This is a genomic window from Tardiphaga sp., assembly GCF_044340795.1.
GTDB lineage: Bacteria > Pseudomonadota > Alphaproteobacteria > Rhizobiales > Xanthobacteraceae > Tardiphaga.
This window is the reverse complement of the sequence record NZ_JBIISY010000018.1, coordinates 18,550-30,802: the sequence shown is the minus strand read 5'-3', so window position 1 is coordinate 30,802 and position 12,253 is coordinate 18,550. Positions and strand designations below refer to the sequence as shown.

Annotated in this window: 11 protein-coding genes; 6 read left to right on the top strand and 5 right to left on the bottom strand. The window is 62.3% G+C overall.

Going from position 1 to position 12,253, the window contains the following annotated elements:
* Positions 1-136: 136 nt before the first annotated feature.
* The gene (locus ACIQ17_RS05075) at positions 137-574 is read right to left on the bottom strand and encodes an acyl-CoA thioesterase (protein WP_398466052.1); all 438 of its coding nucleotides are present in this window, start codon (positions 572-574) and stop codon (positions 137-139) included.
* Between the two features lie 170 nt (positions 575-744).
* Entirely contained in the window at positions 745-1,635 is an 891-nt protein-coding gene (gcvA, locus tag ACIQ17_RS05070; protein WP_398466050.1) for a transcriptional regulator GcvA, read from the bottom strand.
* A gap of 119 nt (positions 1,636-1,754) precedes the next feature.
* On the opposite strand from gcvA, the gene ACIQ17_RS05065 reads away from it, so the two are divergent.
* The 6 genes from ACIQ17_RS05065 (at position 1,755) to ACIQ17_RS05040 (ending at position 8,973) form a co-directional block, all read left to right on the top strand.
* The gene (locus ACIQ17_RS05065) at positions 1,755-2,909 is read left to right on the top strand and encodes an acyl-CoA dehydrogenase family protein (RefSeq protein WP_398466048.1); all 1,155 of its coding nucleotides are present in this window, start codon (positions 1,755-1,757) and stop codon (positions 2,907-2,909) included.
* Positions 2,899-4,986, top strand: coding sequence for an acetate--CoA ligase family protein (locus ACIQ17_RS05060; RefSeq protein WP_398466046.1), 2,088 nt, complete (start codon positions 2,899-2,901; stop codon positions 4,984-4,986). Before ACIQ17_RS05065 ends, ACIQ17_RS05060 begins: the two co-directional genes overlap by 11 nt.
* A gap of 11 nt (positions 4,987-4,997) precedes the next feature.
* The gene (locus ACIQ17_RS05055) at positions 4,998-5,363 is read left to right on the top strand and encodes a hypothetical protein (protein WP_398466044.1); all 366 of its coding nucleotides are present in this window, start codon (positions 4,998-5,000) and stop codon (positions 5,361-5,363) included.
* Entirely contained in the window at positions 5,360-6,202 is an 843-nt protein-coding gene (locus ACIQ17_RS05050) for an alpha/beta fold hydrolase (protein WP_398466042.1), read from the top strand. Before ACIQ17_RS05055 ends, ACIQ17_RS05050 begins: the two co-directional genes overlap by 4 nt.
* Positions 6,203-6,271: 69 nt before the next feature.
* Entirely contained in the window at positions 6,272-7,453 is a 1,182-nt protein-coding gene (locus ACIQ17_RS05045) for an ABC transporter substrate-binding protein (RefSeq protein ID WP_398466066.1), read from the top strand.
* Positions 7,454-7,533: 80 nt separating this feature from the next.
* Complete coding sequence (locus ACIQ17_RS05040; protein WP_398466040.1) at positions 7,534-8,973, top strand: NAD-dependent succinate-semialdehyde dehydrogenase; 1,440 nt, start codon at positions 7,534-7,536, stop codon at positions 8,971-8,973.
* A gap of 15 nt (positions 8,974-8,988) precedes the next feature.
* Here ACIQ17_RS05040 and ACIQ17_RS05035 read toward each other — a convergent pair whose 3' ends face one another.
* The 3 genes from ACIQ17_RS05035 to ACIQ17_RS05025 form a co-directional block, all read right to left on the bottom strand.
* The gene (locus ACIQ17_RS05035) at positions 8,989-9,912 is read right to left on the bottom strand and encodes an HpcH/HpaI aldolase/citrate lyase family protein (protein ID WP_398466038.1); all 924 of its coding nucleotides are present in this window, start codon (positions 9,910-9,912) and stop codon (positions 8,989-8,991) included.
* Positions 9,909-11,072 (bottom strand): CaiB/BaiF CoA transferase family protein, encoded by a 1,164-nt coding sequence (locus tag ACIQ17_RS05030; protein ID WP_398466036.1) that lies wholly within the window; start codon positions 11,070-11,072, stop codon positions 9,909-9,911. Before ACIQ17_RS05030 ends, ACIQ17_RS05035 begins: the two co-directional genes overlap by 4 nt.
* Positions 11,073-11,171: 99 nt before the next feature.
* Positions 11,172-12,083, bottom strand: a complete 912-nt coding sequence (locus ACIQ17_RS05025) for a LysR substrate-binding domain-containing protein (RefSeq protein WP_398466034.1) — start codon at positions 12,081-12,083, stop codon at positions 11,172-11,174.
* Positions 12,084-12,253 lie beyond the last annotated feature (170 nt).

Here is a 12,253-nt window from a genome sequence, read left to right as displayed (position 1 = left end):
GGCGCTGGTGGGAAAGGTGGTCGGCACTACAATCCGTTCGTCACGATTGTGGTGCCGGCACTGTCGACAACAGGCGCTGGAACAGTTGTATCGAACGACGCGTTCGAGGGATCGATCTCCCTCGGCGTGGCTGCTGCTACATCGTCAGTTTGGACAAGGCGGCACGAAGTGGTTCCGGAAGAGGGACCGGGCGGCCCGATGCGCGATCAACATAGACGTGAACGAAGTGGCCCTGGGCAGAGGCGTCTTCGGCCTCTTCCTCAAATAGTCCGATCTCGTAACGGACGCTGCTCGATCCGATCCGCGCAACACGGAGGCCCACGGCCACTTTTGCGGGGAAGCCGAGGGATCTGAAATAGCTGCACATGGTTTCAGCGACGAGGCCGATAACCTCGCTTTTCTCGATGTCGAGGACACCATTTTCGATGAGATACTGATTCACGATCGTGTCGAAGAATGAATAATAGGTCGTATTGTTCATGTGACGATACGAATCATTGTCCATCCAGCGCGTCGTCATTGTCTGGAAGTAAACATAGCTGTTGCGTCGATCTGGCCTCGGGCGCTCACTCATCGAAAACTCTCGGTTAGTGTGTGGCTCATGCGGTCGAACCTATCTTGATCGTCGCTACGAAGCGATGCGTATTCGAAGCGCTGTGCCACGGTTCGGTGGCGGCATCGCTTTCTCGAGAAGATCGCGCCCATCGCGCAGATGCGCCGCGCGGTCATGCATTCGTGCCAGTATCACTGCGATGAGAGGGAGGTCTGGATCTGGCCTTTGAGCCAATGAATGAAACTGCGTGCCTTGCGACCGAGCGGGCGATTTTTCGGCCACGCCACGTAATGCGCCATCGGGCGCTCGAACGGGGCATTGAAGAGCGGCACCAGTGATCCGTCCTGGATTTCATTGCGCAACAGGAAGAGCTGGCCGACCGCGACGCCGACGCCTTCAACGGCGGCCTGATAGGTCAGCACCGAACTCGGAAAGCTGATGCCGGCATCGGTGAGCAGGTCGGGTCGTTTCACTGCCATCAGCCAGTCCGGCCAATCGGCACGGCGATAATGCGAGTGCAGCAGCTGCACGTGACGCAGATCGTCGAGCTCGCCGAGCCGCGCGCGCTTGAGCAATTTCGGGCTGCAGACCGGCTGGATGACGTCCGTGAACAACAGTTCCGTCTCGACGCCCGGCCATTGTCCGCCACCGAATTGCACGGCGAGATCGACCTTGTCCTTCTCGAAATCGATGGGCGCGACGACATTGCTGATGTTCAGCTTGATGTTGGGATAGGCGACATAGAACGATGGCAGCCGCGGGATGAGCCATTTTGCCGCAAAGGTCGTGTAGACGCGGATCTTCAGCGGCTCGGCCTTGCCGGTGGCCATCACGCCGGCGGTGGCATTGGCGATGATGCGGAAAGCCGGCGCGATCTGGCGCTGGAACTCCTCACCCTCCGACGTCAGGCGCAACCCGTGCCGGTCGCGCTCGAACAGGCGAATGCCGAGAAAGCCCTCCAGCGTCGTGATCTGCCGGCTGATCGCCGGTTGCGTCACGCGCAGTTCCGCCGCTGCGCGCGTGAAGGACAGATGGCGCGCCGCGACGTCGAAGACATGAAGCGGATTGAGCGGTGGGATCATGGTCCGATCAACCAATTCCAATCATTACATTTTGTAATGACCGTATAACCGATGTGCAGTTGTCGGTCAAAGCCTGCGCTGGGAAACAGGACGCGTAATCGAGCAGGTGCGCCAGACAGATGAATTTCGAACTGAACGAAGAGCAGCAAGCATTCGCGGACTCCGTGCGTCGTTTCGCTGAAGCCAACCTGAAGGCCGGCGCGCTGGAACGCGCGCACGATCCGCATTTCCCGCGCGACGTCGCGCAGATGATGGGCAAGCAGGGCCTGATGGGCATCGCCTTCGATCCCGAACATGGCGGCCAGGGCGGCACGCTGTTCGACAGCGTCATTGCCATCGAGCAGATTGCCTCGGTCTGCCCGCGCAGCGCAGATGTGATCCAGGCTGGCAATTTCGGTCCGATCCGTACCTTCGTTGAATATGCGACGCCGGACCAGAAGGAACGCTGGCTGCCGGATCTGCTCGCCGGCAATATTTGCATCAGCCTCGGCATGAGCGAGCCCGATGCGGGCTCGGCTGTGACGGAATTGAAGACGTCTGCCACGCAGGACGGTGACGGCTATCTCATCAATGGCAGCAAGGTGTTCGGCACCCACAGCCCGGATGCGGCCATCTATCTCGTCTATGTCCGTTTCGGGCCCGGCGTGAATGGCATCGGCTCGGTGATCATCGAGCGCGATACACCCGGCTTCACCATCGGCAAGCCGACGCCCTTCATGAGCGGCGAGCAGTGGAGCCAGCTCTATTTCGAGAATTGCCATATCCCTGCGAAGAACGTTCTGCTCGGCCCCGGCGGTTTCAAGAAGCAGATCTCCGGCTTTAATGTGGAGCGCCTCGGCAATTCGTCACGCGCGCTGGCGCTCGGTCGCTACGCTTTCAATCTTGCCCGTGACCACGCGTCGATCCGCAAACAGTTCGGCCGCCCGCTGTGCGAGTTCCAGGGCTTGCAATGGAAGTTCGCCGACATGGCGCTGAAGCTGGAATCCGCGCAGATGCTGCTGTACCGCGCCGCCAGCGTGACCGAGGGCCTGCCGTCGCCCTATCAGACGGCGCTGGCGAAGCTCGCCTGCAATCAGGCTGGCTTCGACGCCGCCAATGAAGCGGTACAGATCATGGGCGGTCTCGGCTACAGCCAGGAGGCGCTCGCCGAATACTGCATGCGCCGTACGCGCGGCTGGATGATTGCCGGCGGCTCCATCGAAATCCTCAAGAACCGGATCGCAGAAGATGTGTTCGATCGGCGGTTCGATCAGCGGGGCGCCCGTGCAAGCTGAGACGACCAGACCATCGCTCCGGCAGGCGCTGCTGGCCCCGCGCAGTATCGCGCTGGTCGGCGCGTCGGACGACGTAACCAAGACCTCGGCGCGGCCGCTGCAATATCTGCGGCGCGCCGGCTATGAAGGCACAATCTACCCGATCAATCCGCGTCGACCCACGGTGCTGGGTGACCAGGCCTGGCCCTCGCTTGCCGACCTGCCGGAGGTGCCGGATCACGCCTTCATCCTGACGCCGACAGAAGGCGCGGTGGAGGCCGCCGCCGAATGCGCGAGGCTCGGCGTGCCGGTGGCAACCATTCTCGCGTCCGGTTTTGCGGAGGGTGGCGAGGACGGCCAGAAGCTGGTCACGCAGTTGCAGAAAATCTGCGCCGAAACGGGTCTGCGTATTCTCGGACCCTCCAGCCTCGGTGCCATCAATCTGCACCACAAGACGATCATCACCGCCAATGCTGCTTTCGCCGAGCCTGATCTGCCGCGCGGCGGCGTCTTCGTGGCGTCGCATAGCGGCAGCCTGCTCGGTGGCCTGATCTCGCGCGGCAAGGCGCGCAATATCGGCTTTGCCGGCCTCGTCTCAGTCGGCAACGAGATCGATCTCAGCCTCGGCGAGATCTGTTCGGCGACGCTCGATGACCCAGCCGTCACCGGCTACATGCTGTTTCTCGAAAGCATCCGTCACGCACAGGATCTGCGGAGCTTCGCGCTCGCGGCGGCTGAGCGCGGCAAGCCGGTGGTGGCCTACAAGCTCGGCCGTTCTGCCGCTGCCGCAGAACTCGCGCTGTCGCATACCGGTGCGCTGGCCGGAGAAGACGATGTCGCCGCGGCTTTCCTCGCCGATTGCGGCATTGCCCGCGTGTTCAGTTTCGAAACCCTGCTCGAAGCGCTGCCGCTGCTGCAGCGGCTGCCGGCGCGGCCCGTTGCTGCGCGCAGCAAACGTGTCGGCGTCGTCACCACCACCGGCGGCGGTGCGGCCATGGTGGTCGATGAACTCTCGATGCGCGGCATCGATGTGGTGAAGCCGAGCGACGAGACCTTTGCAAGGCTCGGTGCGGCCGGCGTCAAGGCCAATCACGAGCGCATCACCGATCTCACCCTCGCCGGGACGCGCTATGACGTGATGAAGGCCGCGCTCGACACCATGCTGTCGGCTCCGGAATTCGATGTGGTCGTCGCCGTTGTAGGATCCTCTGCGCGCTTTCAGCCGGAACTCGCGGTGAAGCCCGTGATCGACAGCGCATCATCGGCCAAGCCGCTGGTCACTTTCCTTGTGCCCGATGCGCCTCAGGCGCTCGGCTTGCTGGCCGAAGCCGGCGTGCCGAATTTTCGCACGCCCGAATCCTGCGCCGATGCTGTCAGCGCCGCGCTGCTGCGCCGGCCGGCAACGGCACAGGCAAAACCGCTGCACGACATCACGGCGAAGCCGACGCAACAGCTCGACGAGATTGCGGCCTATGCACTGATGAAGAAGGTCGGCGTGCCGCATGCACCGGCCGTCGCCGTCGATATCGACGCGCCGTCGATCGCGCTGCCCTTTGCCTATCCGGTGGCGGTGAAGTTGCTGTCCGCCGAGATCGCGCACAAGACCGAAGTCGGCGGTGTCGTGCTCAATGTTGGCAATGAGGCGAAGCTGAAAGCCGCGATGGCGAAGATCGCCGCCAGCGTGAAGATGCATCGGCCCGACGCTGCCGTGTCAAAGGTGCTGGTGCAGCAGATGACGTCCGGCCTCGGCGAAATGCTGCTCGGTTATCGTGTCGATCCCGAAGCCGGGCCGCTGGTGCTGCTCGCCGCCGGCGGTATCTATACCGAGATCTATCGCGATCGCAGCATTCGCCTCGCGCCGGTCGATCTCGATACCGCGCGCGGAATGATCGCGGACCTGTCGATCAGCCGCGTGTTCCATGGCTTCCGCAACAAGCCGCACGGCGATATGGAGGCCCTAGCGCAGGCAATCGTGGCGATGTCACAGCTTGCGCTGGATAAGGATGCGGTCGTGGTGGATGCCGAAATCAATCCACTGATCATCAACCGGGTGGGTGACGGCGTGGTCGCCGTCGATGCTCTGGTCGCGCTCGCCTGAAGGGAGAACACATGATCGAAGACCTGAAAAACAAGGTCAATGCCGACGAGATGCTGGTGAAGCGCGGTCGTTTTCTCTCGACCACCTTCCTGCTCGAGGTCGGCGCCACCGCCTGGCTGATCGGCATCAACGAAGGTAGGATCGTCGCGATCACCAAAGGGCCGTTCGTGATGCCGTCGTGGTCCTTTGCGCTGCGCGCGTCGGAGGACGAATGGACGAAATTCTGGAGCGCGAAGCCGCAGCCCGGCTCGCATGACCTGATGGCGCTGATCAAGCGCCGCACCCTGAAGACCGAGGGCAATCTGCACGTCTTCATGGCCAATCTGCGCTACTTCAAGGAAGCGCTGGTGAAACTGCGTGCAGGAGTCGCCGCATGACCGCCCGTTTTGAATCCACCATCGGCCGCTATCTGCATCTCGATCTGTTCGGCCGCAAGCATCGCATTTATGTCGAAGAAGCCGGCCAGGGCACGCCGCTGCTCTGCTTGCACACGGCTGGTGCCGACGGGCGCCAGTATCGCGCGTTGATGAATGACGAACGCGTCACCGCGGAGCATCGCGTCATCGCCTTCGACATGCCCTGGCATGGCAAGTCGTCGCCGCCGGCCGGCTGGCACAATGAGGAATACCAGCTCACCTCGGCGCAATATACCGAGATGATCCTCGCGATTTCCGATGCGCTCCAGCTCGACAAGCCGATCGTGATGGGCTGCTCGATCGGCGGCCGCATCACGCTGCATCTTGCGCTCGAACATCCGGAGCGCTTCCGCGCCATCATCGGCCTGCAGGCCGGCGCGCATGTGGACCCCTATTACGATCTCAACTTCCTGCATCGGCCCGACGTTCACGGCGGCGAGGTCTGCGCGGCCATCGTGTCCGGCCTTGTCGGCCCGGATGCGCCGGATGCCGACCGCTGGGAGACGCTGTGGCACTACATGCAGGGCGGCCCCGGCGTGTTCAAGGGTGACCTTTATTTCTACAAGCTCGACGGCGACATCCGCGAACGCGTCGCACAGATCGATACGTCGAAATGCCCGCTGTTCCTGCTGTCCGGCGAATACGACTATTCGTGCACGCCGGAGGAGACGATGGCCGTTGCCAACAGCGTCAAGGGCAGCCACGTCACCATCATGAAGGGACTCGGCCACTTCCCGATGAGCGAGGATCCCGACAAGTTCCTGGGCTACCTGCTGCCTGTTCTCAAAGATATCAAGTGAACCAAACCTAAGAAAACTCAGAAGAGGGGAAAACGCGTGAAGATCAACAAGCTGCTTGTGACGGCCGCCATGCTGTCATTCGTCACCTCCGCCTCGGCGGATATCTCGAATGGCACGGTCAAGATCGGCGTACTCACCGACATGTCCGGTCCCTATGCCGACAATGTGGGCGCCGGCTCGGTGCTCGCTGCCCGCATGGCGGTCGAGGACTTCGGCGGCAAGGTCAATGGCATGCCGGTCGAGGTGATCTCGGCAGATCACCAGAACAAGGCCGATATCGGCCTCGCGCTGGCGCGCAAGTGGTATGACACCGAAGGCGTCGACGCGATCACCGAAGTGGTGTCGTCGGGCGTCGCGCTCGCGGTGCAGCAGCTCTCGCGCGAGAAGGACAAGGTGTTGCTCGCCACAGGGCCCGGCACGCCGGAGCTCACCGGCAAATCGTGTTCGCCGAATGGCGTGCACTGGGCCTATGACAACTACGCACTCGCCAATGTCGCCACCGCGCCACTGGTGCAGAAAGGCCTCAAGAACTGGTACTTTCTGACGGCGGATTACAGCTTCGGTCTCGCACTGGAGTCGGAGGCCGCCAAGGTCGTCACAGCCAATGGCGGCAAGGTGCTTGGTTCATCCAAGCATCCGCTGAATTCATCGGACTTCTCCTCGTTCCTGCTGCAGGCGCAGGCCTCGAAGGCGCAGGTCGTCGGGCTCGCCAATGCCGGCTCGGACATGATGACCGCGCTGAAGCAGGCGAATGAATTCGGTCTGACCTCGGGCGGCCAGAGCATCGCTGCGCTGCTCGTGAATCTTCCGGACATCCATGCGCTTGGCCTCGCCAGCGCCAAGGGCCTGATTTTCTCGGACAGCTTCTACTGGGACGCCAATGACAAGACGCGCGCCTGGAGCAAGCGCTTCATGGAGCGCTTCAACGGCAAGGCACCAGGCAGCCTGCAGGCCGCCGTCTATGGCGCGGTCACGCACTATCTGAAGTCTGTGGAAGCCGCCAAGACCGACGCCGGCGCAAAGGTCGTGGCCGAGATGAAGAAGCTGCCGATCAACGACTTTTACACCACCAATGCCTCGATCCGCGAGGATGGTCGCGTGATCCGCGACATGTACCTGCTGCAGGTCAAGGAGCCCGGCGAGTCGAAGTATCCGTGGGACTACTACAAGATCCTCGATACCGTCCCCGGCGACAAGGCATTCCGCCCCATGAAGGACGGCAACTGCCCGCTGGTCAGCGCGGCCAAGTAAGAGCCGGGCGTCAAACACATTTTGCCCCAACTCGCGGGCACGGCGTTGCCGTGCCCGTTTTGTTTTCCGGAGGATTTGCGATGATCGATTATCCCGCGCTCAAGCTCTTCATCGATGGCACATGGCGCAACGGCGAGGGGCGGGCAAGCGAACCGGTGCTCAATCCATCCACTGGCGGCGTCCTCGGCGAACTGCCGCACGCGAGCGCGACTGATCTCGACGAGGCGCTGGCCTCTTCCGCGCGGGGCTTCGAGGCCTGGCGGAGAATGTCGGCAGTGGAGCGTGGTGTGATCCTCCAACGCGCGGCTGCCTTGATCCTCGAACGCAAGGAGACGATCGCCAGCCTGATCACGCTGGAGCTCGGCAAGCCCATCGCGGAGTCCCGTGTCGAGGTTGATACCGCCGTCGGCATCTTCACGTGGAATGCGGAGGAGGGACGTCGCGCCTATGGTCGCGTGATCCCGTCGCGGAGCCGCAACCTTCAGCAGATTGCCATACGAGAGCCGCTCGGTCCGATCGCAGCCTTTTCTCCCTGGAATGCACCGGCCATCACGCCCGCGCGCAAGATTTCGAGTGCTCTGGCGGCGGGGTGCTCGGTCATCATCAAGCCGGCGGAAGAGACACCGGCCACCGCGCTTGCCATCGCCGCGGCACTTGTGGACGCGGACTTGCCGGCAGGGGTGTTGAACGTGGTCTTCGGCAATCCCGCGTTGGCCTCGCAGAAGCTTCTCGGCTCGCCAATCACCCGCGGCCTGACGTTCACGGGATCAACGGAGATCGGAAAGCAGCTTGGCGCGCTGGCCGTGCAGACGATGAAGAAGATGACGCTGGAGCTCGGTGGCCATGCGCCGGTGCTGATTTTTGGCGATGTCGATCCGGAAGCTGCGGCGATATCGGCGGTGACCGCGAAGTTTCGCAATTCCGGCCAGGTCTGCACCTCGCCGACGCGCTTTTTCGTGCATGAATCGATCCATCAGCGCTTCGCAGCCAAACTCTCCGAGCTTGCCAACGCGATCACCGTTGGCGATGGCTTTGCGTCCGGGACCAGAATGGGACCGTTGGCGCATGCGCGCCGTATCGAGAGCATGGAACGGTTCGTCGATGATGCGCGGACGCGCAGCATCGGAGTTACCGCGGGAGGTGCGCGCTGCGGCAATCAGGGCTTCTTCTTTCGGCCCACTGTACTGACCGGTGTCGATGATGCCTGCATGGCCTCGAATGTCGAGCCGTTCGGTCCGCTGGCAGCCACAGCGCCTTTCAGCACCATGGATGATGCGATCCGTCTCGCCAACCGGCTGCCCTTCGGCCTAGCCTCTTATGTCATGACCCATGACATGCGCAACGCATCAGCGATCACAGAAGCGATTCAGAGCGGCAATGTCATCGTCAATCACTGGCAGGCCTCGCTGCCCGAGACGCCGTTCGGCGGCTACAAGGACTCAGGTGTCGGCTCCGAAGGTGGAATCGAGGGGCTTCAAGAGTTTCAATCGGTCAAATATGTCAGCCAGTTTGCGGGATAGCGTGTCGCGTCGACATCAGCTGGCAAACTGCAAGACTCGTGCAGCCATCCGGACATTGGCAAGGTCGATCATCCGACCGTCCAGTGTCACGGCGCCGTGCCCGTCGCGTTCCGCGGCTTCCATCGCTTCGATGACACGCCTGGCCGAGGCCACGTCATGGTCCGATGGCCGGAAGGCCAATCGTGTCGGCTCGATCTGATCCGGATGAATGACCTGCTTGCCGTCATATCCCATGGTCGCTGCCTTCCTGGCAGAACCCGACGTGCCATGAAGGTCGCGGAACGCACCGAAGGGACCATCGATCGCCCGCAGATTGAAAGCCCGCGCTGCAATGAGGATGCGCATCATCGGATAGGCGAAGAGATCCAGCGGCGTTTCCGCATGGCCATCGGCTGCAGCGCCCACATGTCGGTAAGCGCGCGGCGAAAGCCCGATCTCGTCGCTGCGCGCGCCGATCGAGGCGCTGAAATCTCCCACCCCGAAATGGAGCGCCGAGACGGAGGGATGCGCGGCGGCGAGCGCATCGACATTGACGACGCCAAGCGCGGTCTCGATCAGCAGCTCGAACTCCAGTGCCTCGCTCCTGTTTCCGCGATTGGCGGACAGAGTCTCTCCCAATGCGGAGACGTCGTCGATGCGCTCCGCCTTTGGCAGCAGCAGCGCATCGAGCCGCGAGAGGCTGGCAAGACGCTGAACTTCATCCTGGATGAATGGGCTGCCGACTGCATTGATGCGAACGGTGACGGTTTTCGAGCCCCAGTCGAGGCGTTCGATCGCTTCGATTGCCGTGAGCAATGCCTGGTTCTTCTCGCCGACCGGAACGGCGTCTTCCAGATCGAGAAAGACGGCATCAGCCGCCGATTCAGCGGCGCGCTCCACCATGCGGGCGCGATGGGCGGGGACAGCGAGATAGGTACGCGTCAATCGGGTATCAGTCATCGTGAAAGCTTTCGCGCGCTGAGTTCGGCAAGGATGGATTGGGTGTGCTGTCCGACCGCCGGAACCGGGCCCATGTAAGGCTGGACATCCGGGATCGTGATGGCCGGCAGATAGCTGGTGACGGGGCCGTTCGGTGTTCCCACGGTGGTGACGCGATTGCGGCCCGACAATTGGGGATGGCCGAGAAATTCCTCAACAGTGTTGAGCCGGGCATTGGCGATCGAGGCGTCCTCCAGCTTCGCCAGAACGTCGTCGCTGGTCATGCTCGAGAAATGGGCTTCGATCTCTTTCTCCAGCTGGTCCCGGTTCTTCATTCGGTCGGGATTGGTCGCGTAGAGGGGATTGGTCGCAAAGCCGGGATCGCCAAGCACGTTGCTGCATAGCGAGAGCCATTCGCGCTGGTTCTGGATTCCGAAAAACACGGTCTTGCCGTCGCCGGCCCGGAACGGACCGTAGGGTGCGATCGTCGCATGGCGCATGCCAGTGCGTTTGAGCGGCTTGCCTGCGCCTTCGGTATAGAGCGACGGATAGCTCATCCATTCGGTCATCGCATCGAACAGGGAGACCTCGAAAGCTGTCCCGCGGCCGGTGCGTTCACGCGCATAGAGCGCCATCAGAACGCCGTTCAGGACATACATCCCGGTCGCAATGTCGGCGATGGCGATTGCCCCCTTTGCGGGCTGTTCTTCGGTGCCGTTGATCGAGAGAAAGCCGGTCTCGCATTGCACCAGCAGATCATAGGCCTTCTTTTCGCTATAGGGACCACCGGACCCATAGCCGGAGATGTCGCAGGCGATGAGGCGTGGGAATCGCTCGGTCAGCGCTTTCGCATCCAGTCCGAGGCGCTGTGCGGCACCGGGCGCGAGGTTTTGCAGGAACACGTCGGCATCAGTGAGCAGATCTTCGAGTGTCTGCCGGTCGTCCTTTTCCTTGATGTCGAGCGCAATGCTTTCCTTCGATCGATTGGTCCAGACAAACTGGCTCGACATCCCGTTCAGGACGTAGTCGTAGTCCCGGCAGAAATCACCATTGCAGGCGCGCTCGATCTTGATGACCCGCGCGCCCCAGTCGGCCAGATGGCGGCTTGCCAGTGGTGCAGCGATCGCCTGTTCGAGCGATATCACGGTAATTCCGGACAGCGGCAATCCGTTCTTGTTCATCTCGCGCTCCTGCTGGTATCGCGAGCACTCTTACCGCGCATCTGCGGAAACGGATCATAATGGTTCGCCATCGCCCGTATAGGCCGTGCCAATGGCAGCCTAGTCGGAGGCCTTGTCCCAGATCGCGGCGTGTTCGCGGGCGAGGGTGCGGATGGTTTCCTCGGCCGCCAGGGCGGCAGCCGATTGCGGAATTCCAGTCGGCTGACAGAGGCTCACCGTGCGCTTTACGGTGGGATTGATCAATCGCCGGGCGAGGATCGGAACCTCTGATGCCCGCGCGACGCCCGACGAATTGATCGTCGCGAAGTCTCCATTGCGCACGAGCTTCATCATCACTGGCAGGGAATCGATATCGCACATCACATTCAGCGGCACACCGGCCTCGGAGAAAGCGCGCTCGACCAGCAGGCGGAGGCCATTCGTCTTCTCCGGCAACACCATCGGGACGTCGGCGAGCAATGCGAGGTCACAGGTCGCTGCATTGATGTCTCCCACATCGGGCGCGCCGAACACGGAGAGCTCTTCGGTAAAGAGCGGCCGAACCGTGATGCCGGGCGCATCGGAGTTGCGGAACAGGATCGCCATATCCAGGCGCCCATTGGCAAGCAGCTCGTTGAGATAACCGCTGAAGCTCTCGAACAGCTGCAGACGTACGCCCGGATGATCTGTCCGCAGGCGCTCGACCAGCGGCACTGCAAGCACCGAGGCGATGCTGGTCGGAAGACCGACCGCGACAGGGCCGACCGCACCGCTGCCCTCATCGGCAATGTCGGCTTCGAGCTCCTGCAACTGTCGCAGGACGATGCGGGCGTGGCGGTAGAGCTTGGTGCCCGCGTCCGTCGGCTTCACGCCGGCGGCGCTGCGCAGCAGAAGCGGGACGCCGAGCTCATATTCCATCGCTGCTATCTGCTGGCTCAGGGACGGCTGAGAGACCGACAGCAGGGCGGAAGCCTTCGACAGGCTTCCCATATCGACGACGCTGACGAAGGATCTCAGATGTCTCAATTCCAATGCATCGGTCCCGCGGTTAGCCTTTGATCCTCAACTGCTTACACCGAATGTCGGACGCTCTGCCACTCCCGCCTGCGGCCGATTGAGCCAACGCACCGTCCTATACCCCTCAGAGCGTCAGCCTATGGGACGTCGGCACGCGGGTGTGTCAGAAAGCGTAGAGCAGGGCG